Annotated in this window: 24 protein-coding genes; 14 read left to right on the forward strand and 10 right to left on the reverse strand. The window is 39.8% G+C overall.

Translation table 11 applies throughout. From position 1 onward, the window contains the following. Positions 1 to 233: 233 nt before the first annotated feature. The 3 genes from U735_RS0107675 to U735_RS0107685 form a co-directional block, all read right to left on the reverse strand. Positions 234 to 2,318 carry a hypothetical protein gene (locus tag U735_RS0107675; RefSeq protein WP_031443263.1) on the reverse strand — a complete coding sequence of 695 codons (2,085 nt, stop codon included), beginning with the start codon at positions 2,316 to 2,318 and terminating at the stop codon, positions 234 to 236. 123 nt (positions 2,319 to 2,441) lie between these two features. Next, on the reverse strand, positions 2,442 to 3,074 hold the full coding sequence (locus U735_RS0107680; protein ID WP_031443264.1) for a response regulator: 633 nt from the start codon (positions 3,072 to 3,074) through the stop codon (positions 2,442 to 2,444). A 71-nt stretch (positions 3,075 to 3,145) separates the two neighbouring features. Next, on the reverse strand, positions 3,146 to 6,202 hold the full coding sequence (locus tag U735_RS0107685) for a ligand-binding sensor domain-containing protein (protein WP_031443265.1): 3,057 nt from the start codon (positions 6,200 to 6,202) through the stop codon (positions 3,146 to 3,148). A gap of 593 nt (positions 6,203 to 6,795) precedes the next feature. Here U735_RS0107685 and U735_RS0107695 point away from each other — a divergent pair. The 10 genes from U735_RS0107695 (at position 6,796) to U735_RS0107745 (ending at position 15,582) form a co-directional block, all read left to right on the forward strand. Then, a complete protein-coding gene (locus U735_RS0107695; protein ID WP_031443266.1) occupies positions 6,796 to 8,235 on the forward strand; it encodes a S41 family peptidase in 1,440 nt (479 codons plus the stop codon). A 72-nt stretch (positions 8,236 to 8,307) separates the two neighbouring features. Then, the gene (locus U735_RS0107700; RefSeq protein WP_031443267.1) at positions 8,308 to 8,847 is read left to right on the forward strand and encodes a dihydrofolate reductase family protein; all 540 of its coding nucleotides are present in this window, start codon (positions 8,308 to 8,310) and stop codon (positions 8,845 to 8,847) included. 124 nt (positions 8,848 to 8,971) lie between these two features. Next, positions 8,972 to 9,850 carry a hypothetical protein gene (locus tag U735_RS0107705; RefSeq protein WP_157365014.1) on the forward strand — a complete coding sequence of 293 codons (879 nt, stop codon included), beginning with the start codon at positions 8,972 to 8,974 and terminating at the stop codon, positions 9,848 to 9,850. A 210-nt stretch (positions 9,851 to 10,060) separates the two neighbouring features. Further along, positions 10,061 to 10,906, forward strand: a complete 846-nt coding sequence (locus tag U735_RS0107710) for an alpha/beta hydrolase (RefSeq protein WP_051891911.1) — start codon at positions 10,061 to 10,063, stop codon at positions 10,904 to 10,906. A gap of 64 nt (positions 10,907 to 10,970) precedes the next feature. Continuing rightward, positions 10,971 to 11,297 carry a DMT family transporter gene (locus U735_RS0107715; protein WP_031443270.1) on the forward strand — a complete coding sequence of 109 codons (327 nt, stop codon included), beginning with the start codon at positions 10,971 to 10,973 and terminating at the stop codon, positions 11,295 to 11,297. Between the two features lie 65 nt (positions 11,298 to 11,362). Beyond that, entirely contained in the window at positions 11,363 to 11,701 is a 339-nt protein-coding gene (locus U735_RS0107720; protein ID WP_031443271.1) for a hypothetical protein, read from the forward strand. A gap of 149 nt (positions 11,702 to 11,850) precedes the next feature. Then, the gene (locus U735_RS0107725) at positions 11,851 to 12,789 is read left to right on the forward strand and encodes an SGNH/GDSL hydrolase family protein (protein WP_031443272.1); all 939 of its coding nucleotides are present in this window, start codon (positions 11,851 to 11,853) and stop codon (positions 12,787 to 12,789) included. A gap of 21 nt (positions 12,790 to 12,810) precedes the next feature. Continuing rightward, the gene (locus tag U735_RS0107730; protein WP_031443273.1) at positions 12,811 to 13,299 is read left to right on the forward strand and encodes a YqiA/YcfP family alpha/beta fold hydrolase; all 489 of its coding nucleotides are present in this window, start codon (positions 12,811 to 12,813) and stop codon (positions 13,297 to 13,299) included. A gap of 115 nt (positions 13,300 to 13,414) precedes the next feature. Further along, the gene (locus U735_RS0107740; protein WP_034248095.1) at positions 13,415 to 14,806 is read left to right on the forward strand and encodes an exonuclease domain-containing protein; all 1,392 of its coding nucleotides are present in this window, start codon (positions 13,415 to 13,417) and stop codon (positions 14,804 to 14,806) included. Positions 14,807 to 14,916: 110 nt separating this feature from the next. Then, a complete protein-coding gene (locus tag U735_RS0107745) occupies positions 14,917 to 15,582 on the forward strand; it encodes a ferredoxin reductase domain-containing protein (protein WP_180994023.1) in 666 nt (221 codons plus the stop codon). Between the two features lie 137 nt (positions 15,583 to 15,719). Here U735_RS0107745 and U735_RS0107750 read toward each other — a convergent pair whose 3' ends face one another. From U735_RS0107750 to U735_RS0107760, 3 genes are all read right to left on the reverse strand, one after another. Further along, positions 15,720 to 17,078 carry a hypothetical protein gene (locus U735_RS0107750; protein WP_031443276.1) on the reverse strand — a complete coding sequence of 453 codons (1,359 nt, stop codon included), beginning with the start codon at positions 17,076 to 17,078 and terminating at the stop codon, positions 15,720 to 15,722. Positions 17,079 to 17,147: 69 nt separating this feature from the next. Beyond that, complete coding sequence (gene folE, locus U735_RS0107755; protein WP_157365015.1) at positions 17,148 to 17,783, reverse strand: GTP cyclohydrolase I FolE; 636 nt, start codon at positions 17,781 to 17,783, stop codon at positions 17,148 to 17,150. A gap of 2 nt (positions 17,784 to 17,785) precedes the next feature. After that, the gene (locus tag U735_RS0107760; RefSeq protein ID WP_034248097.1) at positions 17,786 to 18,451 is read right to left on the reverse strand and encodes a ferredoxin reductase domain-containing protein; all 666 of its coding nucleotides are present in this window, start codon (positions 18,449 to 18,451) and stop codon (positions 17,786 to 17,788) included. A 192-nt stretch (positions 18,452 to 18,643) separates the two neighbouring features. Between U735_RS0107760 and U735_RS0107765 the strand changes: the two genes are divergently transcribed. The 4 genes from U735_RS0107765 (at position 18,644) to U735_RS0107785 (ending at position 22,023) form a co-directional block, all read left to right on the forward strand. Beyond that, positions 18,644 to 19,333 (forward strand): RNA polymerase sigma factor, encoded by a 690-nt coding sequence (locus tag U735_RS0107765; protein ID WP_232233199.1) that lies wholly within the window; start codon positions 18,644 to 18,646, stop codon positions 19,331 to 19,333. 90 nt (positions 19,334 to 19,423) lie between these two features. Continuing rightward, on the forward strand, positions 19,424 to 19,792 hold the full coding sequence (locus U735_RS0107770) for a hypothetical protein (protein ID WP_031443280.1): 369 nt from the start codon (positions 19,424 to 19,426) through the stop codon (positions 19,790 to 19,792). A gap of 313 nt (positions 19,793 to 20,105) precedes the next feature. Continuing rightward, entirely contained in the window at positions 20,106 to 21,125 is a 1,020-nt protein-coding gene (locus U735_RS0107780) for a quinone oxidoreductase family protein (RefSeq protein ID WP_031443281.1), read from the forward strand. Positions 21,126 to 21,144: 19 nt separating this feature from the next. Next, a complete protein-coding gene (locus U735_RS0107785; RefSeq protein ID WP_084681081.1) occupies positions 21,145 to 22,023 on the forward strand; it encodes an SDR family oxidoreductase in 879 nt (292 codons plus the stop codon). A 137-nt stretch (positions 22,024 to 22,160) separates the two neighbouring features. On the opposite strand, the gene U735_RS0107790 is transcribed toward U735_RS0107785, so the two are convergent. The 4 genes from U735_RS0107790 to U735_RS0107805 form a co-directional block, all read right to left on the reverse strand. Next, positions 22,161 to 22,763 (reverse strand): c-type cytochrome, encoded by a 603-nt coding sequence (locus tag U735_RS0107790; RefSeq protein ID WP_031443283.1) that lies wholly within the window; start codon positions 22,761 to 22,763, stop codon positions 22,161 to 22,163. 423 nt (positions 22,764 to 23,186) lie between these two features. Beyond that, positions 23,187 to 24,308 (reverse strand): ThuA domain-containing protein, encoded by a 1,122-nt coding sequence (locus U735_RS0107795; RefSeq protein WP_034248099.1) that lies wholly within the window; start codon positions 24,306 to 24,308, stop codon positions 23,187 to 23,189. Between the two features lie 47 nt (positions 24,309 to 24,355). Continuing rightward, positions 24,356 to 25,198, reverse strand: a complete 843-nt coding sequence (locus U735_RS0107800) for a sugar phosphate isomerase/epimerase family protein (protein ID WP_031443285.1) — start codon at positions 25,196 to 25,198, stop codon at positions 24,356 to 24,358. Positions 25,199 to 25,218: 20 nt separating this feature from the next. After that, a complete protein-coding gene (locus U735_RS0107805) occupies positions 25,219 to 26,487 on the reverse strand; it encodes an MFS transporter (RefSeq protein ID WP_031443286.1) in 1,269 nt (422 codons plus the stop codon). Positions 26,488 to 26,857 lie beyond the last annotated feature (370 nt).

Consider the following 26,857-nt stretch of genomic DNA (forward strand, 5'->3'; position numbering starts at 1 on the left):
GTATTCCTTTTCAACCCATACTTAAAATTTATTAGTGAAATTTAATTTGGAGAAGTCAGTAAGACGCACTTAAAATTGCAAGTTGAACTAATCCCGCCTTTTTCGGCGGGATCTAGGTTTAATACCTCGACCCTTGGGTCGATTCCTATTGTTGGGTTCAGGGCCTGCCTTTGTCAGACAGGCTTGCTTTGAGGTTTAATGCCTTTTATTTATTATATGTCCTATCCAATCTTCTAGGGTAGGGAAACGTTCCCAAGGGTTAGATCTTCAAAAACATTTACCATATTATAATCCGAGTTCATGGAGGTGTTACGGTTTTCAAAGGCAATTCCGTAGCCATGACCATGAGCAATTTTCGAATTTTTTATGGTTAGATTGGCCCAGTAGTCCCCATCCAAGCCAATACTTGCTATTTTAGAGACTCCGGGCATTTCGGTTTTACCCGCATAGAGTACTTCCGTATGGTCCATTAGGTTTAATGCGCTGGTCGATTGAATTCGGATCCCGTTCCAAAATCCTTTGGTAGTACTGGCCCCAGTAAACACAATCTTATTATTTGCTGTGCCTTGGGCAATTAAATATCCATTGGGAAATACCCCGAACATCTTATCTTCGGCAAATTTGAAAATCGCTCCTGGAAGAATTTTTAATCCCGATTGAATGCTCAAATTACCACTAACCAAATAGCTTGCTTCAAAGTGTAGGGCCGGCCAAATAGTTTCACTCCTATCCGGATTTAACAATTGAGACCCAAAAATTTCTACCCCATCGTGTCCGTTGCCAATAAATTCCATTGCTGTGGCATAATTAAGAGTTTTTACCTGATTGGCAGCCATGGAAATGGCCGGACCTTGGTTTTCGTGGAACCTAATTTGGTCTATACGTACTAGTTCCGCCCCATTTTCAACGTAAATTCCGTTGCCGCCACTGGCCACAATTTTGGAGCTAAATAGCTTTAATTTTGCCCCATGGGCCCCTGCCAATCCAATGGCAGTCTTGAACTGTAAGCCGTCCATGATTTCACTTCCGGCATTATGTATTTCTACATTGTCCAATTCGTTTTTCATGTCGGCGGACATTATGGAAATACCTTTCCAATACCCTCCGTCAACGGATTCCCTTCCAAGGAACTTTATGGGGTATTGAGTGCTTCCAAGAGCAATTATATAACCATTTTGTGTAACATTTATTTCTGAATCCCTGTCCATGTATAATTCAAGGCCTTCCAAAATCCTAAGCCCGGAAACCACCTCTATAGTCCCTTTTACCACGTATTGCATGTTTTCTGAGCTATTGTATAGATCGCTCCAAACGGTTTCTCTGGTGGTAGAGATTCGGTCACCTATAACATCTATAATGTTCTCTGCATTATTTTGGAATTCCGATAAACTGGATAAACTCCCCAATTGCGATGCCGGTAACCGGAGGGTCTTGTTATTGTTCCTATAGACATTATAGGATTCCGTATTCCATGTAGCCCCTACTTCAATTGCTACTGAATATGCAGCGCTATACTGGATAATGGAGGAGACCAGGGTTAGATGTCCTCGTCCTTCATTGTCTAGGCCCAAGCTAGTGGCGACTTCCATTCCTTGGGCAATGGCCCCACCCGCATATTCAATGGTTACCCGGTCTAATTTGTTTAAAGGACTATTGGAGTTTATGATCAAACCTTTCCAATACCCAGGAACCTTATTCTTTCCGGTGAAGGTGGTAAAGGAACTTGCAGCGGCTGTGGTAATAATGGCGCCGGGGTTGTCTATATACATGGCCGTATTTTCCTCAAAGGCTATGACTACGTTCGGATCCATGGTTAGTAGGTCCGTAACATGAATGTCGCCGGTTACTAAATAATCTATTTTGTTGGGATCATCAAAGACATTGGCCAAGTGGCGACGCGCCGTAATATTCTCCGAGATGATTATGGTTTCCTGTACAGGTGGGGTTTCTACATCCTTTACCGCGATTGCCAATTCATCCGTATCATAAAATTCGGTATTGAAAATCTTTAGTTCCACAGAATAGTTCCCCGCCTTATCGGGAGTAAATTTTGGTTTGGCGGTGGTTTCTTCCGTCAACTCGGATAAACTGCCACCTGGTTTAGCCTTGAATCTCCATAGGTATTGAAAGGGTTTTCCGGCCTTGTCCAAAGACTTGGAACCGTTCAGGACAACAGCTTGACCGGCATAAATATCTCCTTGATTCTCGGTATATGCGTCCGCCTCCAAGGTGTTGGAAGGAATTTCTGTGTAGTCATCATCGGAACATCCAAGGAGCATTAAGAAAATAATTGAAAGAGTGATAAATTTTGTTTTCATTGCCTGATATTGAGTTATTGTTTCAAATTTTTTTTCAGGACAAAGGAAGTGAGCTAACGCAGTTTATACAATCGCATATGTATGTGAAATTCGAGGATTTTTTACGGTTTTTAACGGGATATGTTATAGCAATTTATCCTTAAATGCCTTGGCAACGGCTTCGCTCTTACTATTTACATGCAGTTTTTCGTAAATTTTTTTGATGTGTGATCGGACTGTATCAATAGCTATAAAAAGTTCCGAAGCAATCATTTTATAGCTATAGCCATCTACTAGAAGTTGTAGTACCTCTGTTTCCCTTTCACTTAAGCAATAGTCCTGGTTCTTGGTCTGCGGTATAACCTGGAACATTTTTAGCACTTGGGTGGCGATGGAGGAAGTCATGGGAGCTCCGCCCAAGGTGGCATCCTGAATATATTCCAATAATTTGGCAGGAGGGGTCTTTTTTAGCAAATAACCATTGGCCCCGTTCCTTAGCGCCTCGAAAACATTTTTGTTGTCGTCAAAGACGGTAAGCATCAATACCTTGACCTCGGCGTTCACTTCCCTAATTTTTTTTAATCCTTCCAGGCCGTCGGTTCCGGGCATATTGATATCCATCAAAATGACGTCTGGCGACCATTTTTTTACCTCTTCGGCAACATTGTTGCAATTCTTGTAAGACGCCAAAACGGAAAACCCATCACTACCATTGATCAACATGGTAAGCCCTTCCCGAAATTGGGGATTATCCTCATATATTACTACCCTTATCATAATTGTTGCTTTTTGTAAAGTTAGACAGGAAATCCATAGGACAAAACCACATAAATATGTTAAAATGTCCTCTAACGCACAGGAACCGTCAAACCAATTTCGGTGCCAAGATCTGGTTTACTGTCAATTTTTAGTTTTCCTCCCATTTTGGAAGCCCTTTTAACCATATTGTCCAGACCATTCCCGTTGTCGACCTTTTCAAGTTCAAACCCTATTCCGTTATCCATGATCTGCATTTGGAGCCATTTGTCCCTATAGGTTATTTGCACTTCTGCCCGCTTGGCAAGGGAGTATTTGGCAATGTTATTGATGGCTTCCTTGAAAATAAGAAAGAGATCGCGCCGGGCTTCCATATCCGGTTTTAAATCGTTTATTTTATCCTCTACCTGAAATTCGAACTCTATGTTCTTGGCTTCCAGGATACCGGTAGCATATTCCCTCATTCTGGCAATAACCCTGTGCATGTTATCGTTGTCAGGTTTAATGCTCCAAACAATATCATCCATGGCCTCCATCATTCTTTGGCTGTTGTCCGTAATCTTGGAAAGGTAGTTGCTACTGGTTACGGTATCACTGTTCATTTTGCTTTTGGCCATGGAACTCAGAATGTTGATAGTGCTCAAGGTAGAGCCCATATCATCATGCAGGTCCCTGGCCACTTTGTTCCTCAAGTTTTCAACGGCCAAGATGCGGTTTACCTTAAGTCTGTAGATTAAATAAGCTATGCCTGTTCCAGTAATGAGGACCAAGGCAATAAACCACCAGCTACGATAGAAGGGAGGGCGTATCCTAAAATCGATACTGGTAATTTCGTCCGGTTCCAATCCCTGGAGGTTCATGCATTTTACTTCAAAAGTATACTTTCCGGAAGGCATAGTGGTGTAGGTGGCGGCCATATCCCTTTCGGCTTTGACCCAGTCTTTGTTCACTCCGGGAATGCGATAGTAATACTGTAATTTTCTTTGTTGTGAAAAGCTCAGGGCGGAAAAATAAAAAGTAAACGAGTTTTGATAATGATTGAATACAATTTCTTTTTGGGCCATGATCGAATCCAGTGGCATATAAGTGTTAAAGAGCTTAAAATCCGTAATATTTACCTTGGGAGGTTTTTGCTTATAATTTAGTTTTTCGGGCGAAAAGCCAAAAACTACATCCTCGCCGCCAAACCATATCTCCCCGTTTTGCATCATCCATTTTGCACTATATGTCTTTTCCGCATAGATTACGCCATGAAGGTTGCTATAGGAACTTATTATGTTCTTTTCATAATTATAACTGCTAAGGCCATTGCTGGTTATCATCCATGCTATTCCTTCCCTATCCATCATTAATTGCAAAACCCTTGAACCATAGAGCCCTTCGTAAGAAGTAATTTTTTTTACTTCGGCCGTTTTGATGTTTAGAATGTTCAAGGCCTCGGCACCCACAAAAAAAATACTGTCGTTATATTGCTGGATATCAGAAATGGTATTGTCCATTATCCCATAACTATCATTGAACTCTGTGTTAAAATGAAAAAGGATTTTGTTGGTGTCCACATCAAGTACGTATACTCCTTGCTTGTGGGTTCCTACCCATAATCGGCCCTGTAGATCTAAATAGAGCCTGTAAATGATAGTGTTGAAATTGTGTAGTTCTTCAAAATAGTTATCGGCAATGGGATCGTTCTTTTTCCATTTAACCAAACGCCCGCCCTGTGTGCCAAACCAAAGATTTCCGTTGTGATCCTCCTCTACCTGCCGTACCGTAGAATTTTTAAATATTGGAGGGTTTAGCCAATGTAATGCCTTTTTCGTATTGGCATCAAAAACAGCCAGTCTGCCCCCCTGACAGGCAGACCAAATATGTCCCGATTCACTGTGTTGTTGAAGGTCCCAAATGGATGCATATAATTTGAAGGATTCGGTTCCCAGACCAGTAAAGGGGTTACCTTCCATTTTGTTGAATTGCTGATCATAAAATAGGATGCCCTTGCCCCATGTTCCAATCCAATTTTCCTTGGCTTTGGTTTCCAGTATGGCATTTACAGGGGAGTCCAAGCCAAGACCATCTATAACTACAAGGCTATATATGTCCTTTTGATCGGGATTCATAACAAAAAGTCCATTTTCCGTACTCAACCAAATATTGCCTTCCCTGTCTTCAAAGAGATGTCTTGCCTGATTGCATTTTATATCGAACTCCAAAGGGTTGCCTTTGAAATGTTGATAAAAACCTTGAAGGTCCTTATCATAGCTCAACAGGGAATTTTCTCCCCCTATCCATATCTGTCCGCTACTGGTTTCCAAAATTTGCCTTAGAACGGTATATTTTTTTGTCCCCTTTTGGCTTATTATGGTATCGGTTAGATACTGATTTTTTTTCGGGTCGAAATGGAGGAGAACTGGGTGTTCCCGATGTGGATTGTAATCCCAATAGGTTAGCCACCAAGTGCCGTTTTTGTCCTTAATAAAATCTCCCGAATTGGTAATGGCTATGTTGTTCAGTAAAGGTATATTCTCAGGATTGTTGAGCCGGTGAAAGACCTCGTCACTAGAACTTCGGTATACCGCTAGTCCCTGTTCACTGCAGATCCAATATTCTCCGTTCTGCTTGTCTTCATATAGGGAACCAACGCCCCAACCTCTAGGGATTTTTATAGGTAAATTGGACTCCACAAAAGCATTGGTTTTGGCATCGTACCATAAAAGACCATATTGGGAGGCGCAGAGAAATACCTGCTTTTTACTATCTATATACAGCTTGAATTCCGACCTTGGAGGAATGCTGCCGTAACTTCTAATAGGTACCGGGGTATAATGAAAATCTACTGTGTTGAATTTCCCCACCTGGCCTCCTTGCAATAACCAAAGATTGCCATTACCGGCATCCAAAATTTGGTCCACCCCCATGCTAGGTGGCAGCTGGTAATTTTCGGGACCTACAAAGGAAATGAATTTTCTCCCATCAAAGCGTTGTATACCTACCTCGGTGCCTACCCAAAGAAAACCAGTGGAGTCTTGCCAGACACATTTTACTTTATTGGTATTCAAACCATCCGCCGTTGAAAATCTGTTAAAGACGTAGGAATTCTGTCCAAATAAATAGGCTTGGAAACATAGCAAACAACAAAGAATCCTTATGCTCATGCAGCCAGGTGGTTTATAATAAAATTACGCAAAGATTGGACATCCAAAATATAAAAAATCCGAAATTTTATGTTACTGCGGAAGTCCAGTTCCTGTGCCGGTGAATCCAAGTACCTATTAAAGTATAATTGTAATCCAAAGCTCTATTAACAGGTCTATCAGAATTTGAAATAATGTTATCATGATTGTTTTTGTTTAATTGAATTTTATTGATTGATGAATAAACCCCTTTTGCATTTGATTCGGGTGCCATTTACAATGAGAATTTCGTTTAGTTCCTTTTGCTAAAATTCCAAAGGTGAATAACAGTACAAATATAATTCTGGTCGGTCATCTTGGAAATAGCATAAATATGTGAAAAAATCCACCTTTAGGGCAGAAAGGAAATTATACATACTGAGTGGGCTAGAGAAGTTGGAGGTCGTAATCCAGGAGTTGTATTAAAAATCACATTCTTGTGTGATTGTTGGGTAATCCAGATCGTTAGATCTTTGTAGACAGCTAATAATTCTAATATATACCAAAGCTAAACCTGGAAGTAAAGTCGCCCATAAGCCCTAAGTATAGGAAAGGCCCATTAAAATTTTAAAACTATGAAATCAAAAACGTTGTTACAGTTAGTGTTTAATATGGCACTATTTATAAGTACCGTGATTGTCGGAGCCCAAAATGCCTATAACCCTATGGAATTAAAGGAAGATTTTCAACTTTTCAGGACGGCATTGGAGGAGGCACATCCTGGAATCTACCGCTATGAAACCAAATCATCAATGGATGGAAGTTTTGAGGCTATTGAAAAGCAGCTTCATCAGCCACTTAATCAACAGGAGTTTTATAAAATACTGAACCCGGCATTAGCTAAAATTGGATGTGGGCATACCAAATTAATACCTTCTGAGGATAATGGTTTTATGTATTATTACAACACGGATACTCTATTTCAATTGAAACTTTTTCTGGACAAGAACAAGGCCTATGTACGTTATAGTTATGATACTGATAATAAATTGGAACCTGGTACCGAAATAACTTCTATCAATGGCATGGATATGGAGGAGATTATTCAAGGCTTGTTGAACAATCTGTTTTCTGATGGACATAATCAAACCTTCAAGTACTACGAGCTTAACAGGTATTTTAATGCCCTGTTCTCCAATTTCTATTTGGATGAGGGCAAGTCCCACAACGAATTTAACATCACCTATAAGCATCATGGGAGGAAGGGCAGTATGGCGTTACCTTCGGTTTCCTATCAAAAAGTATTGGAGCATGATGCCGCAGAGCAAAACAGCACACCTTATCAATTGGAGTTCAAGAACGCGAAGACGGCCCTAATGACCATACGTACCTTCTGGCCGGACGGGGAGAAATATAATTTTGAGGCATTTTTAAAAGAATCCTTTGCGGAGATCAACGATAAAAATATTGAAAATTTAATTTTGGATCTGAGGGGAAACGAAGGGGGAAAGGATGCCTTTGGGTCACTACTGTTGTCCTATTTGGTAAATGTCGATTTTAGGTATTATGACAAATTGGTAGTAGCCACCAATGAAAAATTTTCATTTGTAGACCATGCCCAATTACCGGAAGGTTATGATGAGTTAAGGGCTTTAATCACCCAAACCGAGGATGGGGAGTTTCGTTGGGAGCACAACGGAAACCTGGCGGTACAAACACCAAAGGAACATCCATTTAAGGGGCAAATATATGTATTGATAGACGGAGCTTGTTTCTCGGTTACTTCCGAATTCTGTGCCGTGGCAAACCATCTGGATAGGGTTAGCTTTATAGGGGAGGAAACAGGTGGCGGATATTACGGGAATAATAGTGGTGCCTTTGCCATAGTTACACTCCCGAACTCCAAAATGAAACTGGGGATTCCGTTGATGGCCTATTATACCGCGGTTAAAGATTATGAATTTACAGATAGAGGTATTATGCCCGATCATCCTATTAGGAATACCATTAAGGAAGTGTTGACGCCCGGTGATGAGGTGTTGGATTGGACCTTGGGAAGGATAAACAAAAAGTAGGTTTGGTAATGATCGAAGCTTGAAGATACTTTCCTTTGAAAGGATTTTCACCTTATTTATATATTTACAATTATGGAAAAAAGAAATTTGGTTTTTATAGGGGCCAGTTTGGATGGTTATATAGCCGATAGAAATGGCGGATTAAATTGGCTTACCGCAATTCCCAATCCCGAGCAATCGGATATGGGTTATACTAAATTTATGGGCCAGGTGGATGCCCTTGTAATGGGCCGAAAAACTTTTGAAACGGTCTGTGGTTTTGAAGGGGATTGGCCTTATGCCAAACCGATTTTTATAGTGAGCAGGACCTTGGATACAATAGCTGAGGAATATAGGGATAAAGCCGAATTGGTTAAAGGAAGCTTAGTGCAAATCTTGGAGAAAATACATAACAAGGGATACCATAGGCTATACATTGATGGAGGGGTTACCATTCAGAATTTTTTAAAAGAAGATCTCATAGATGAAATAACAATTACAACCATCCCCATAGTATTGGGAGGTGGAAGTGCTTTGTTTTCAGTACTTCCCAAAGAATTGGAATTTACTTTGGTAGCCTCAAAAGTCTTTTTGGATCAGTTAGTGCAGAATCATTACATCCGAAAAGGGTAGGGTTGTATTTGCGCCCTTGCCTCGTAAATGTATTAGAGAACAATAGTGAATTTTATGGAAGTTGGATCTGCATGGCTAGCTTACCTTATTGAAATTTAGAACAAAAATTGAAAATTATTATACAATGAAATACTTCGTTTTAATACTATTGATGGGGTCCTTGGCCATAATTAGGGCTCAAATCCCAGGCGACTGTAATGATCTTTTAATGGATTATTCGGATTTTGTGGAGACGGACAGTACTATATGGCAAATAGAACTAAAGGATGCTGCTACCATAGCAACCCTGATGTATTATGGGGCCAGTCATTCCAAGGACATATCCCACCCTCAATTTCAGGAAATAGTGGATAAATGGAATTCGGATAAATTTGATATTGCTCTATTTGAAGGGCCCAATAGGGGAATTCTGTCAACTAAGGAAGAGACGATTGCAAACTTGGGGGAATCTGGCTATGTTCGGTATTTGGCCAATGAAAAAAATATTCCGGTGTCCACCCTTGAACCAAGTCCAATATCTGAAATAGAATACCTGTCCACTTTATTTCCTATAGACCAGATTAAACTTTTCTTTTTATTGCGTGAAGCGCAACGGGTCAGGGAAACATTGGGAATGGACAAGGACCAGATCATTGATTATATGGAAAAATTGTTGGTCAAGGCAAATGCCATTCCCCAATTGGAAAATACGATAACTACGATTAGTGGCTTGGAAAAGGCTTACATTAAGTATTGGGGTGATAAGGGAGAATGGTGGCAGGCACCTTCGGCTTGGTTTACACCCTCTGGAAATTCGTTGGAAACAGGAGGGATTTTTACGAATGAAATAAATAAATTTTCAAGTGAGTTCCGTAACCTACATATGGTACAATTAATTAGTAGCCTTTTAAGTGAAGGTAAAAAAATATTCGCGGTGGTTGGTAGAAATCACGTTCCCATGCAAGCAGATGCCTTGGCTTGCGAATGGGGAAAGTTGATTAGTATATCCAATTATGGTAATTGAACTCCAATTTTATATTTAATTGGATGATATATACAAGCTAGATGCGTGGAGTTTTCTCAATAATCTTGGTTTGGTTTCAAACTTCATGAAGACGATTCTTATCTACATCATTTTTTAGCTATATGGTTTACAATGCATTTCCTATCTTAGGACCATAATTTCAATTAATGAATGTAACTGTCCTAATCTAGCCTTTCTAAAAAACAGTCAATGCGTTTGAATTTCTTTATTGTCCTAATAATTGGTACTCTCCTCAGTACCCAAATTTGTAATTCCCAAGAAGAAATACTTTATAAGAGGGTGGATACTACCCAGTTGTTTTTGGAAGTACATTATCCCCCTAATATGGAATCCTCCAGGTCATACCCGGCCATGGTTTTCTTTTTTGGCGGCGGTTGGGTAGGGGGCAACAGATCCCAATTCCTGCATCAGGCACAATATTTTGCCAAAAGGGGGGTGGTTTGTTTTTTGGCAGACTATCGTACCTCAAAAATAAATGGAACAACTCCCTTCGAATCCGTTAAAGATGCTAAGTCGGCCATAAGGTTTATCAGAAAAAATGCGACCAAATTTAATATAGATGGTACCAAGCTTATTGCTTCAGGTGGCTCTGCCGGGGGACACTTAGCGGCCGCAACGGCTTTGGTTGAAGGCTACAATGACCCAGCCGATGATATGTCCATAGATTGTATCCCGAACGCCCTGGTACTTTTTAACCCTGTTGTAGATAATGGTCCAGGAGGTTATGGTTATGAAAGAATTGGGGAGACTTACAAAGACTTTTCGCCTCTTCACAATATTAAAAAAGATGCTCCTTCTACGATTCTTTTCCTTGGAACAAAGGACCACTTGATTCCCGTAGTGACCGCCGAATATTATAAATTGGTAATGGAAAAAGTGGAGAGTAGGTGCGATCTTAAATTATATGATGGCAAGGGCCATGGTTTTTTCAATTATAAGGATTTTGAATCCTACAAAAGTACTGTTGCGGCAGTGGATCAATTTTTGGTGTCGTTGGGATATTTGAAGACCGAACCAATAGTGAATATCGAGTAATTAAATGTTGCTGTTGGAAAACGATAGAGAATTTTGATCAATAGGCAATGACTAAAGAGAATTTATGAATTGGATTTTTCTAATTATAGCCGGACTATTTGAAGTGGCTTTTGCAGCCTGTTTGGGCAAGGCGAAAGAATCAACTGGAATGGAAGCTTCCTATTGGTACATTGGTTTTTTGTTGTGTTTGGCGATAAGTATGTTATTGTTGGTCAAGGCTACACAAGAATTGCCCATAGGGACAGCTTATGCCGTATGGACAGGGATTGGTGCGGTTGGCACCGTACTGGTGGGGATTCTAGTATTTAAAGAACCTGCCACCTTTTGGAGGATGTTCTTTATTACCACTTTAATTGGTTCCATTATTGGACTGAAGTTTGTATCCAACTAATTCTAGCCGTACTCCTTTACAAGAACTAGGTATATGTTTGGAGCAATTATTTTATTAATTTTTAAATGAGTCCAGCAAATCGGCTTCTCGTAATCAAATGGGTACACACCCTGATCTGGCTATTTTTTGTAGCCGTGATTTTGTATATTTTGTATTCAGGAATTTTTGATGATGTCGATAAATATACCTGGGTAGGTATAGGCTTAATTATAGGGGAAGGTATTGTTCTTTTGATTTTTAAAATGTTTTGTCCCCTTACGGTCATGGCAAGGAAATATTCGGATTCGGACAAGGATAATTTTGACATTTTTCTTCCCAATTGGTTGGCTAAATATAATAAGTTGATTTTTACCACCCTATATGTTATCGGGCTGATTATAGTATTGGTACGAACTGTATTTTAAGACCATTTTCTTTAAGGGCTTGGATAGTTGCATTGGTTATCTTGGAATAAGATTTTAAAAGATAAAAATCCCCTTCTAGAAAAATACAACACATCCTTAGGATTGATAAAAACAGGGAGCGAATATCTAAACATACAAATGGAACACAAATGATGAATACCAAATTTTTAATAATATGTCTCTTCTTCTTAATCGGGTCTCATTTCCATGGTAAGGCACAAAATTCTTATGAAATCCCCCAAGATGTTAAGCGAATACTTTTTCTGGGGAACAGTATAACCTATTCCGGGCAGTACGTGTCTTATATAGATACCTATTTTACCTTGAAATACCCAGATCGGGATTTTGAAATTATTAATGTAGGCTTGCCCAGTGAAACGGTTTCAGGTCTTTCGGAACCAGGGCATGCAGACGGTAAATTTCCGCGTCCAGATCTTCATGAGCGCTTAGAGCGCGTCCTTTTGCATACAAAACCGGATTTGGTATTTTCCTGTTATGGAATGAATGATGGTATTTATTTGCCTTTTGATGAAGGGCGTTTCCAAAAGTATAAGGAAGGAATAAATTGTTTGAATGGGGAAGTTATAAAAAATGGTACGCCAATAATTCATATTACCCCTCCTATTTATGATGGGCGTAAGGGAGAAGCCTACGCCAATGTCTTGGATATTTATGCAGATTGGATTATAAGTAAAAGATATACAGATGGCTGGAAAGTTATTGATATTCATTGGCCAATGAAAAAATACTTGGAAGATAAACGACTTTCCGATGACGACTTTTTTTTAGCTAAGGACGGTGTGCACCCCAATGATACGGGGCATTGGATAATGGCCAAGCAACTGCTTCTATATCTTGGGGAAGTGGAAGTATCCAAAGCTAACGGCATTGAAGAAGTGGTTTCACAATTTAATCATGGTGCAGAAATATGGAAACTTGTAGAGGAAAGTCAGAAAATAATGAAAGATGCCTGGCTCACTTCCATAGGTCACCAAAGGCCTGGTATGAACGCGGGACTTACTCTTGAAGAAGCTCTGGACAAGACAGATATACTGCAGAAGGAGATACGTAATTTACAGAAGAAGTAAAGAAGATAATCAACCCATATAATGAACATACTCTATCTACATGGACTTAACGGCAGCCTTAGCGACGAAAAAAGTACAATTCTTGAAAAGTACGGTACCGTTTATTCCCCGGCTATCGACTACGAATCTGACGTTAACAGCATCGAAAATTTAAGAAGGCAATTTGTAGATGGGAAAATAGATGTTGTAATGGGTAGCAGTATGGGTGGTTTTGCAGGGTATTATTTGTCCATTGCATTCAAAAAACCGGCCCTATTGTTCAATCCGGCTCTGGTTACGCGTTCCGTTTTTCAAAATATTCCGGATTACAACAGTTCAGATCGATCCTTTAAGCGTTTGGTCCTAGGGGCAATGGATGAGGTTGTTGATCCAAAGGACACCTTGAAATTTATAGGGGAAAGAATTGCCGAAAATACGGATTACCATATTTCCCTTAGACAGGACCTGGCACATAGGATTCCATTGGACATATTCGAATATGAGGTTCGTTACTTTTTTAATCATCTATGAGCGTAACGGTCTACCAAGGACAAAGATCCAATTTGTATATGGTAAACGTTAAATACAAGAAAAGCCATTCAGTTGGCTTATACTTTTCTAATTTTATCCAAAATTCAGATATTTAGTGTACGCCATAGTTGAAACAGAAACCACAGGATTGAGGGGAGAGGACAACAGGATTACGGAAATCTGCATCCTGGTTCACGATGGAGAAAGTGTGGTGAAGGAATTCTCATCCTTGATAAATCCGGAAGTATCCATTAGGTACAGGGTATCCCGTCGTAATGGGATTAGTAATGATAAGGTGAACAACGCACCTAAATTCTATGAATTGGCAATGGAAATTGTAGAACTCACCCAGGACTGCATTTTTATTTCACATCATGTCAATTTTAACTTTAACGGTATAAAAAATGAATTGGCATCTCTTGGGGGTGAATATAAACGCAAGAAGATATCTACACTAAGATTGTCCCGAAAACTAATTCCCGGGCAACAAAGCTATAGTCTGGGGGCTATGTGCAACCATTTGGGCATTAATGCAGGTCATGTGCAAACCGCAAAGGACAAGGCGGAGGCCACGGTTGGCTTGCTGGAAAAACTTTGGGCAATGGACACGGACGGGGTCTTTAATTTCATGCTGGGGCCAAAATCGGGGCAGGCAGGCGTACCTCCTCAATGGCCTAGATCTGTAGTAACCTCCTTGCCCAACGTTACTGGAGTGTATTATTTTAAAAATGCCCAGGGAAAAATCATTTATGTAGGCAAGGCCAAGGATATTAAACAACGGGTGTTGAGCCATCTCTACAGCAAGGCGCATAAGGAAATGCGACTGTGTTTTGAAACTGCCCATATAGATTATACCCATACGGGAAGTGAGTTGGTGGCTTTATTGTTGGAATCCGATGAAATAAAAAAACACCTACCAAAATTCAATCGCGCTCAAAAACGAATCGGATACCGATATGGGATAGGCGCAAGGATGGATAAAAACGGAATTACAAATCTGTTTTATGATCGATTGGGAAACATAAAATCACCTTTGGCCTGTTTTTACAACCAAGGGGAATGTAAGGCCTTTTTGGAGGAACTGTGCGAGACCTATGGACTTTGTCCGCGGTTTTGCAGTCTACAGCATATTTCAGGGGCCTGTTTTCATTTTCATATAAAAAAATGCCATGGTATTTGTCGCGATTTGGAAACTGTGGAAGCCTACAATAAACGCGTTGAAAATGCCTTGATGCCTACAGCCGATGATAATAATACTTACATTATCAAGACAGCTGGAAGAAAGGCGAATGAAAAATCGGTAATAGTTGTAGAAAATGGAGTGTACAAGGGTTATGGATATATTCTCGGGAAAAAAGTATTTGGGTCCTTTACGGAATATAATAAATACATTATTCCTATGGACGATAACAATGATGTTCAAAAAATTCTTAGGCGATATTTACGGGCAGGGAATGGGGAGCCAATTTTGATTGATTATCACCAAGATGTGACATCCCTCCCTTAAACTCCATAATTTTTGGAATATCAAGTTGAAATGTAACCCAATGGGGACGTTTACATCAAATTAAGGTAACTATTTATTTTAAGAAGATGGGCTTTACATTTCCTTACAGAGTGAAAATTTTAGAAAAGAAATATCTCAACCACAATGTAATCCGGTTTCTTATAGAAAAACCTTACGGATATGTCCATAAACCTGGACAGGCCATGGAATTAAGTATTGATAAACCAGGGTATGAACTAGCGATTGCCCCTTTTACAATTACCAACTTGAATGGTGATCCTTACTTGGAATTGATTGTAAAGATCAACCCAGAGGTGAACAGTCTTACTTATGGATTGTCCGTTTTGGCAATAGGGGAGACCTTGCAAATAACCGAACCTTGGGATTCCTATAATTATAAGGGCCCAGGAGTATTCATTGCCGGAGGTACTGGGATAACTCCTTTTTTGCCAATTCTAAAGGAGCTTCAGGCCAAAGGTGGGAATTTAATTAAAGAGCATATGCTATTATATGGCAATAGGACTCAGGCAGATATTTTGTTCCAAAGGAAATTAGGAAAGGTTTTTGGGAAAAACTGTATACACATTCTCAGCAGGTCAAAATCTCCTGATTCCGTTTTTGGTAGGATCAATATTGATATTTTAAAGCAATACATCAATGACCTTCACCAGCAATTCTATATCTGTGGACCTAGGCATTTCGAAAGCGAAATATCCAAGCAGTTAGTAAGCTTGGGCGTTAAGGGGGCACGGATCCAAACAGGATATAAATTTTAAATACCCTTGTGTTTCTGGGAATCCGAGCATGCTGATATGAGTATGTTAAAGCGAAAAAATACCCACGAACATGTAGGACTAGGCCTAATGCCATGGGTATTTTCAACATGAACCAATAAGTAAAAAAACAACTGAAATTATATGGATTTTAGATATTCCTCTAGATCGATTTTATCCTGAGCAGATAATTCTAATTCAAAATGGGTATCATAATGGTTAATAACATCATTGAGGGCAGCAAATCGTCCGTCATGATAAAATCCACCTTTCATTCTGGCGAACAGACCCCTTAGTGGAGTTGTCCTATATAATCCTGTAGGCGATCTTTTAGCCTCAAAGTCGTCGATGCCAATTTCCTCCGCACTGTGAAGATTGTATCCGGCATCGGTGAATATGGGATATATATGGCAGCTTGCGCATTGAGCCTTTCCATTGAACAGGTCTTGGCCTCGTGCTGCGGCCGTAGCATCGTAGCTTCCTTCTGGAGGGGTAGGTGCCTTTAATGACAACTGATAAGCCTGAAGACCTGGAAGTTTGGAAGTTATCAAATCCGGCTCATTCACAATATTTCCAAAATTGTTTTCTGCCGCTATTGGGAATTGGGTAGCATCATTAAGTCTTGCATCGGTAAAGTTACCTTGACCGTGCATTTCCAAATTGGCTACAAAGGCATTCCAATAGACCATGTCTCCCCATCCTGTATAGGTAGCCAGGTTAACCCCCTGTAGGCCATAAGCGGCAGGAAGTAGATTGGCGGCAATACTTCCATCTGGACGTAAGGCCTTACCATCCACAAATAGGCCGGCATTGAATTTGCCTGGTCCCCATCCGTTAAGTACGGTCTCCACGGTAGGTTCATCTACATGAAGTAGATCGGCCAAAAATTTCTTGTTGTCGGTTAAATTTACAATTGCTCCTACGTTCAGGTCCCTATTGGGATAGCCGTCTAAACGTTTCCCTATGCCATCCGCGAAGGAGTTGTCCACTGTGGAGTGGCACAATGCACAATTAATCCCCACGGTGGTCATATTGCCATCTTCATCAAATGTTCCTTTAACCCCCACAACAGCGTTCAATTGAAGCAAAGCAATGGTGGTTGCCGGATCATTAAGGTCTACCTCACCCGCCTGAATCGCAGCTACCACCTCTGCCGGTAAGGCCTCCGAATCCACTTTTAATCCTACTCCCAAAGCGGTAGCCGGACTAACCCCATCTCCGTAACCGCCATTGGCTTCTCCCAATATGGCCTTGTCTATATGCAAAATACCGCTCCAAAAGACTTCGTCCCCAAAGGTGTCATATCTGAAAATTTGTTTTCCCTCTGCTACCAAAGCGGGGTCTAAATGAAGGGTTAGGGTATCCGTTCTGGTCTCAATAATGGTGTCGTTTACTATTTCTGTTTTGGTTTCGGTAATGGTTTCTGTCTTGGTGCAACTGATTAACGTATTCAGAATTATCAATAGGCTAAGTAGTTTGATTAAATTAAGTGCTTTCATTTGTCGTTATTTATTTGTTTTACCTTTGGATGTAGAAAGCACAACAGGGTTACAAAAAAATAGCAAAGTTTAATGGGCAATGGAATTTAAATATTGATTTTGGACCTTGCTCTTGCGGAACTTTCCTGAAAAAAAATTGGTATTGGTAAGGCTATTGGTATCACCAATTCCTCTGGAAGCCACACATAAGTGTTTTGCTTCAATGGCTACTGCAATGTCTTCGGTATTCAATAACTTCATAAATACATGGCCAAGTTCCATGGTTAATTTTTCTTGTACTTGAGGTTTACTGGCTATAAATTGTACAATCCTATTAATTTTGGAAAGACCTATTACGCGATTCTTTGGGAAATAGGCAATGCTTACTGTACCAAAAAATGGCACAAAATGATGTTCGCAATAAGAGAAAAGGTTAATATTCTTGATCAAAACCATTTCATCGTATTTGTAGTGGTTCCCGAAAAATGATATTTTGGGAAAATTGGATTCGTCCAAGCCTTTAAAAACTTCATTGACATACATTTTGGCTACTCTTTCAGGAGTATCCCTCAAACTGGGGTCGTCTAGGTTGAGTTCCAAGGTTTCCATTATTTTTCTAAAATAAAAGGCTATGGTATTAATTTTAACCGATTTCTTCTCACTACTCTCTATTGCTTCCTGGTCTTTGATGTCTGCCGTCATTGGTATTCTTCCGTTTGTTTTCATAGTTAATAGCCAGTTTGAATGTTAGCTTCCTTTGCCCCGCCTCGTATCAGGTCTTTTTTTACATTGTCTATAAAAGCATCTGGTCCACAGACGTAGAAATGTTGATCAAACTTGTCAATTTTGGACAATAGGTAGTTATAATCAATGGTGCCGTAATCGTAGTCTGAGTTTTTTTCGTCACTTAGAATATTGTAAAAGTTTTGCTTGAATAGGTCATGGAGTTCTGCCTGAAGAATAATATCGTTAACCCTTCGGTTGGCGTAAATCAACCTGTGCTTTCCTAGTCGTTTTTTATTATTTAGATTCCGAAACATTGGAATGAAGGGAGTAATGCCCGAGCCAGCGGCAATAAAGGTTCCCTTTCCTTTATATACATATGAATCCCAGGCACTTGTAATGATCAAAGGATCTGTAGGTTTTGCCTGGGACAATGCTTCCGTTAATCCATGGTGTTGGGGATAGATTTTTACAATAAGTTTTAACTGTTCTTCTTCCGGAGAGCTAACAAGGGTGAAAGGAGCAAACTGACTTCTAAACTTGGGGGTGTCCAGAGTTAGTTCAATGGCTTGCCCGATATTATGTGTAAATCCTTCTGGTTTTTCTAAAACCAACAAAGTTACATTATGGGTTAGCCAGGATTTGTCTAGAATTTTTATAGGATATTTCACAATTGAATTGATTTATATATTTTATAAATAGACTATTTTGTATATTGTAATAAGTTGATATTGCCCTGTTTGTATCTTGTAAAACTGATTTTTTTGGGCATTTGCCGTAAGATTTGATGTGAATATTGAGTTCAGGTTACAAAACTTTGTAACCTTTTTTATCAAATGACATCCAATACTAAAACAATGATAATGGACAACTGTAAACCCATAAGAAAGATAGACATGTCTTCACAGGGAACCATACCGGATTTCATGGTGGTTCAGAAGGTACTGGATGGTGAAACCGAATTATTCGAAATACTATTAAGACGCTATAATGAACTGCTGTATAGAACAGTAAGAAGCTATATAGACAGGCCATCGGATATTGATGATGTAATGCAGGATACCTATATTAAAGCTTTCCAAAAATTATATCAGTTTAAAAATGAATCCTTATTTTCTACTTGGTTAATAAGGATAGGAATAAATGAGGCTTTACAGAGAAAAAGAAAGTTCAAAAGGTATCAAATGTTGGATATTAGTAACGAAAAAGGTATCGTTCAATTGGCGGATAGGTCTATTATGAATCCAGAAAGAAAAACCATGTATGCGGAATCGGTACATATTATTGAAAAAGCAATAGATCTGCTACCGGAGAAATATAAAATTGTATATATGCTGAAAGAAGTCCAAGATTTAGAGATTTCAGAAATTTCGGATAGTCTGGGATTGAGCAATAGCAATGTAAAAGTGAGGCTTCACAGGGCCAGGAACATGATGAAAGAATCAGTAATGAAGTTTTCCAATGCTAAAAATGCCTTTGAGTTTGGTAATTCAAAATGCGATCGCTTGGTGGAACAAGTGATGGGCAAGATCCAAGAGCTTACCAGACATTAAACCTGCTGTCATAGGTGATATTTACCAATATTTTTGTAACCCAAACCTGGCGATTACATCTAAAGATCATAATATTTAAATAATAAAATTATGAGTGGAAATGCACAGTTTGTTAGTGGCATGCTAAAGTTTACTTTTGGATTGGTTCCTATCATTGCGGGTTTGGACAAGTTTACCAACATTCTTGTAGATTGGGCCATCTATTCATCCCCTGGATTGATAGATTTATTGCCTTTTGATGCAAATACCTTTATGGGAATTGTAGGGGTAATTGAAATAGCAGCGGGGATTTTGGTTTTGGTGAAGCCGGCGATAGGGGCATTGGTTGTTTCATCCTGGTTGGTTCTTATAGCTTTGACTTTGATAATTAGTGGTCAATATTTGGATGTTGCTGTTAGGGATGTTGTTATGGCCATAGGTGCTTTTTCCCTTGCCAAATTATCTAAGAATGCCGTGTAGCTTGTACTTATCCTTGGTAAGTTCATAATCGGCCGCACAAGCCTTTAGGTTTATCCCTCTGTTAGTTGTTACAGAGGGATATTTTTTTGGGATAATTTCCTCATTATCCATTTATAGAGACCCATTATAGAGATGGAACAATATCCTAACGAACAATGTTTAAGGGATATAAAGTAGGTCTTATTTTAAGTGCTATTCTGGTGCTAATAATATTCAAAATTTAAAGGGTTATTTAAACCCAATCTATTGTTGATAAGGTCCCTTTCCATTTTTTAATTGACTACCTTACTACTCATATCCTATAATTTAATCAATGAAGGCCGTTTATTTGGTGAAATATGGCAAGTCTAATACTGCATTTGAAATTCGGGAAGTCAATACTCCAGAAGTATCGGATGATCAGGTGCTTATTAAGGTGGAAGCTTTCGGAATTAACTTTGCCGATGTCATGGCCAGGTTGGGACTTTATAAAGGGGCGCCACCATTACCTGCTTTGTTGGGATATGAGGTTGTTGGGCATGTTGAAAAATTTGGGAGTAATGTTCAGAATATAAAAGTGGGAGACCGTGTTAGCGCTATGACCCAATTTGGAGGGTATGCGGAATATGCCGTGGCCCAAAAGGAAGTAGCTTGCGTAATACCAGAATCCATGTCTGCAGGAACAGCCGTGGCCTTGGGTACACAATACACTACGGCTTATTTTTTATCCCATAATATGGCCAATATTCAAGAAGGGGATAAGGTACTTGTGCATGCTGCTGCCGGAGGTGTAGGAACCGCCTTGGTGCAAATGGCACTGCACAAAAAATGTCTTGTTTTTGGAACCTGCAGTTCTTCGGATAAAATAGACTACTTACGGAAAAATGGGGTACATCATCCCATTAACTATTTGAAAAAGGATTTTGTATCCGAAATTAGGACGATACTGGGAACAGGAGGATTGGATGTCATTTTTGACCCTGTTGGCGGTCTTTCTGTACGGAAGGGGTATAAACTGCTAGGAGCTGGAGGAAGATTGGTAAGCTACGGGGTTTCTTCTATGAACAGGACAAAATCGATTTTAGGAAAAATAAGAGTTTTGGCCCAATTTGGAATTTATCACCCACTTCAATTTTTGAGCAATTCCAGGGGGATGATCGGGGTAAATATGCTTAAAATGGGGGAGGATAATCCAGAGAAGGTGGCCAGGGCCATGAAGGCCGTTATCGCTCTTGCCCAAAATGGCATTATTAAACCCTTTGTTGGTGGAGAGTTTAAAGTTGCTCAAATAGCCGAGGCACATGAGTATTTGGAATCGCGAAAATCCATGGGTAAAATAGTGGTAAAATGGTAAAGTGGAAAGACCTAAAGGCATGAATAATCACTCTCTAAAAGATAAGGTTGCCTTAGTCAGTGGATCTAGTATGGGCATAGGAAAGGCCATAGCTATTGAGTTGGCCCAAAGAGGTGCAAAAGTGGTTATGAACGGTCGGGAAAAGGATAGACTTGAAAATAGTCGCGAGGAATTGTCCTCAATGGGCTATGATGTAAAAGCTTTTATGGCAGACGTACGTCTTCCGGATCAATGTGCCAACCTAATTGATGAAACTATTCTTAGCTATGGACAGTTGGATATCTTGGTCAACAATGCAGGAATAAGTAGTAGGGGTTCCTTGGAGGAAATGGCCACTTCCAATTTTATTATGCTTATGGAAACCAATTTTAATGGCTCCGCCTATCTTAGCAAATATGCCCTTGAGCATTTAAAAAAGACCCGCGGACATGTTGTCTTTATTAATAGTGCCGGTGGTTTCCGGGGAATGCCCTATAATTCTGCCTATACAGCATCAAAATTGGCCCAGGCGGCCTTGGTGGATGCTTTACGGATAGAGTGGTATGACTATGGAATCCATGTGGGTATTGCCCATGTTGGCTTTACTGTTAATGATCCCGAAAAAAGAATTCTGGACGTAGATGGTTCATGGATCTATTTGCCGCAAAGAACAAATGTAAACTTGGCATCTCCACAATCCGTTGCCAAAAGCGTTTGTGATATGATCGCCAAAAGAAAAAAGAGAATCACGTTAACACGATTAGGGATTCTGGCCAATTTAATAATTCGCTATTTTCCCATACTTACTGATTGGATAGTATGGACAAATAGGGAAAAGATCAAAGAAGAATTTACTTTAATAGGGGGTGAAAAAGCGTATGAAAACACCTCGCCCTCCATCTTTCCCAAGAAAGATTAGACTTGTAATGGCCTCAAAGAACCCACTGTCGAATTAATCTTAACTTAAATGAAAAAATCATCCATTCCCAGAGTTGCTGGGAATGGATGTGATAATTAAACCCCATTTTAATTTTTTCAAAGTCGTTTAATCAAAACCTATTTGGCTTCCAATGGCTGAGGTGTGGCTAGTATGGCCGCGGGCACTACATTGTCAATTGGTTTAATTGTTTTTAAATATGCAAAAATAGCCTTAAGGTCCTCATCAGGGAAATTCCGATATTCGGTCCACGGCATGGGCGGTAGCAAAGGTCTTGTATTTTCCATTCCCTTAAATTTCCCTTCTTTTATGGCCTTTAAGAATTGAGCTTCGGACCAGTTGCCGATTCCAGTTTCATCCGGTGTGAGATTAGCGGCAAATGAGGTTCCCCAAGGTCCTACGGCGGCAGTAAGTCCCATACTGAAAAGTACATAAGATTTTGCAGTTTCCTTATCGTAAGGGGGTAGGTTCTCTTGGGAAGGATGCCCTGAGAGTCTTCTATCCGGATCAACCTCCGGACCTCTGTCGGTCATGATTTTGGGGGAATGACAATCATTACATCCAACGGAAGCAACTAATTGCTGACCTCTTGTAACCTTATCGACTATAGTATTGGGTTCTGCTTTTGCCACAACGGCTTTGGCGATTTCTTTTTGCTTGGGGGAATTACAGGAAATACATAATATTCCCAACATACTAAATACTAGATAGCACTTTTTCATATTTTTTGATTTAAATTATATTGAACGAATTATTTGTAGATATTTTTCAATCTTCTTCTGTGTAGACATACTACCTTGGATTAAGGAGGTATGTTAGAGCCAACTACCCATTTGTTGGAAGGTAATGTTGGTTAGGTCCAATTATAAGAGAATAAAAAACTGTGTACGGTCAACCGGCCTGTAGATTACGGGAAAATAAAATCAATATCTAAAAAAAAGAGAGGGGAAATACATCTGTCCAATTTAAATTGGACATAAAACACGGCCTAAAATTGCTTGCTTTGGCTTAAGTCAATAATCTAAAATTAATAAATATTCCAATATGAAATTGAAATATTTTTGGCTTTATGGAAGTATTGTAAATAAAAAAAGCCAATAGAATTTGTTCTATTGGCTTGGTAAAGATTGGTTGGTTAATTGGTGTTATTTAAAATCGGATACTTTTAGTTGTTTCTGATCCCAGTATTCGTCCTTCCTAAACTCATAGGTAGTAGGATTATAAGAACCTACCAATTCAACCTTGGTATTGGCAGGTACCGGTAGATCCAGCGCCCAATAAACGGCATTTACGACTAATCTCCTTGTTCCTTCAATCGTGAAATCTACTGCTGAAAAGGCCGTGGAGGTAAAGGCCTTTCCTTTATTTCCTCCAGGAATTTGATAGGTTTTGGTCCATGCTACCGGCATTAGTGGTGCACTTACATCTTTTCCTGTATTGTTGGTCTTGGCAGCTTCATCATCTGTGGGGCGCATTCCATAAAATATATCATTTTCGTCGAATTCGCCTTTCCTATTCATTACCTTTCCATAAATTATAGGTTGGGAATCACCGGACATTGGCAGGCGAACCTCATAGACATCGGCAGAGGCCCAGACATCCCCATCTGCAATACTATTGGTAATTCCTGTAGTTTTTCCTGCATCGGCCACAAAACCTTTGGTACTTTGGTGCTTGTGGTGCCCGTGATGGCTTACCCAATTTTCGCCTAGAACAAGCCGGCCAAATCCACCGTCCCATTCTTCCAAATCCCCCTTATAGGAGTTTCCATAATGTTTATAACTGGAGACATCCTCATCTTTAAAGTTAAAGGCATGAGTAGCCGTTCTAAGTCCAATTACAGGTTTACCAGCCATAAGATAATCATCAATGTGTTTCATTTGATCGTCTGGCAAAGCTCTAAACCTTGTAGAAATAATCATCAGGTCTGCACTGTCAAGAGCTTCCAGGCCTGGGATGTTTTTCACATAATTTGCATCAATTATACCAGGGTTGGCCGGATCTTGGGCGAACAATACGGTACAGTTAAAACCATGGTGTTCGGAAAGGATTTTAGCCAATTGCGGCATCGATTCCTCAGAGCGGTATTCTTCATCCCCAGAAATAAGGACTATATGCTTTGCATTCTTATCACCACCTTCAAAAGTTAGCCATTGCTGGGGAGTGTCCGTAGTTTCCACGGGTGCCGTTTCATTCGTTTTGGCCTCTTTTTGTTCTTTACAGGCGAACAGAAAAAGGCAGATAAGGATGGGTAATAGATTTTTCATTAATTATTTTTTAGTGTATTCATATTGGACATAATGGACTGGATTAATTATTTAATTCCCATGCCTTCTTGGATCAATTTCAAGCCTTTGGTATAGATTTCTTCGGAGGGAGAGTAATCCCGCCATACGTTTATGGCATTGGCGAACTCGGGAATAATGGTGCTAAAAGCCTCAATGGTAAGCCAGCCGTCATACTTTATCTCTTTCAGGGCGGCAAAGACCTCATCCCAATGTACTTGTCCACTACCGGGGGTACCCCTATCGTTCTCGCTAATATGCACGTGCTTTAAATGGGGAGCAATGGTTCTAATTGCTTGGCCCTGACTTTTTTCTTCAATATTCGCATGGTGTGTATCGAACATGGCGCCCAAATTTGGATGGTTTACCTCCTGGACCATACTGCCAAGGTCGGCCATAGTGTTGTATAGGTAACATTCAAATCTGTTCACGGCTTCAGGAGTAAGCACAATATTGGCTTTTTGGGCATATTCGGCCGCTTTATAAAGCATCTCATTGCTCCATTGTTTTTCTTGCAGTGTAGGTGGTTGGCGTGTAAATAGGGCAAAGGTGGAATGAAAAGGACCGCATATCACTTCAACATTGGCGGCCTCGGCCATATCTATGGTCCACTTTAAACGCTCCAGGCCTGCCTCCCTTGTTTTTTTGTCGGGACTGGCAATATTCTGCTCTGGAGATAATGCACCTACTGCAGTGACACCCATATTGATGCTGGAAAAATGCTTGCCTAATTTTGTATAATGCTTAAGATCCCCTTCTCCTAAGAACAGCTCAATACCATCATAGCCAGTTTTTTTTAGGGTATCTACAATATCAAAGTGTTGCTCTGTGACATGGTTAGTCCAGAGCAACATATTCATTCCAATTTTCATACTTTAATTTTATGTATTTTCTAATAGTCTGTTACGGGTTGGCCACTAGTAGCTTCAGCGGCATCGGTGTTTTTGCGTTTTTTGACCCAAAACCAAAGTATGGTAAATAGGACGATCAAAATAGCGGGGAAGGCTACCATAGTACCAAGGGTGGCCTGTCCGGATACCAGTTCCAATTCATCCCCGGTAAATCCTGCGGCAGCGGCTTCTGCCTTGTCAGAATCGATCCAACCTCCAATAATAGGTTGGAATATGGATGAGGAGAACATACCTACAGCACCAATAATGGACATTCCCAAGGCACCACTTTTTGGTATTTTGTCTGCAATGAAACCAATCATGTTTGGCCAGAAATAGGCTATTCCCAATGCAAAAAAGATGGCAGCAACATAAGCCATGGTTCCAGTTTGGGTACTAAAAAGATAGATACCTATTGTGGCTAGAACGGCAGAACCCAATAGGACTCCCGTTTGATCGAATTTGTGAACTACTTCCCCTCCAAAATAACGGGCTACGGCCATTAGTCCTGTAACCAGCGCTAATATAATCATTGGTTCTGCACCACTCTTGGCCAAGATAAGGCCTACCCATTGTTGTGGACCAAATTCGGAGATAGCTGTCAAAGACATACATATAATCATGAAAATAAATAGTGGGGACACCATGGCTTTTAAATTACCACTAAGGGTGGCAGCAGCTTCAATTTTGGCTTTAGGCCAAGACTGTCCAAAGTACAAATAGGCATAGATCAAGGTTGGAATCATAATCACCCAGATTTGAGTCTCCCAACTTAAGCCTGCATCGGTCATGAATTTGGATACAAGACTGCCTATTACAATACCTCCGGGGAACCACATATGGAAACGGTTCATCATTCTACTCATTCTGGTTCCGGAGTAGGCGTCCGCAATCATAGGGTTACAGGCAGCTTCGGTACAACCATTACCAAGACCTATTAATAAGGTGGAAATGAGTAAGCCAACATAACTGCCAGAATAAATGGTTAGAATAATCCCTAAGGCATGGGCAAAGAAGGCAAATTGCATAATGGCCTTTCCACCAACCTTATGGTATATCAATCCTCCGATAACCATGGATATCGGAAAGCCAAAGAACCACATGGAATTGATAAAGCCCAGTTGTTCAGCGCTTAAACTTAGTTCTTCTCCTAACTGTGGAAGAATACCGGCTCTAATACTAAAAGAAAATGCGGTAGTAATTAATGCGAAACAGCTACCGTAAAACAGTCTGTTGGCATTGGTTTTTTGTTGATCATTTGATTTTTCCATTGGATTTAATAGATTTTTAATTAGTTGGTGTATAATTTAATTTTTGATTTCAGCGTATAAGTTTAATCTCTTTTTTACAATAATCATAATTTATTTTTAATTGATTTATCAAATAACAAATTAAAGACTACCTATTTTGCGCTTTTATTATACGGCATTTACACCTTTTGTTTGAGATCCTTTCAACCAGAAAATTTAAAAGCTGATAAATTTAAACTTTAATGATTTTTTAAAGTTCCTATATCCTACTAAATAATGGTACTTTTTTGTCATTGTAATAAATTGGGTCATTGTCATTAAAACCTAAATGCATTGCAGCTTATAATATGTGTAGTATATAAGGAAGAATTATTCTGTATTATGTGGCCCG

The organism is Arenibacter algicola (assembly GCF_000733925.1).
Lineage (GTDB): Bacteria > Bacteroidota > Bacteroidia > Flavobacteriales > Flavobacteriaceae > Arenibacter > Arenibacter algicola.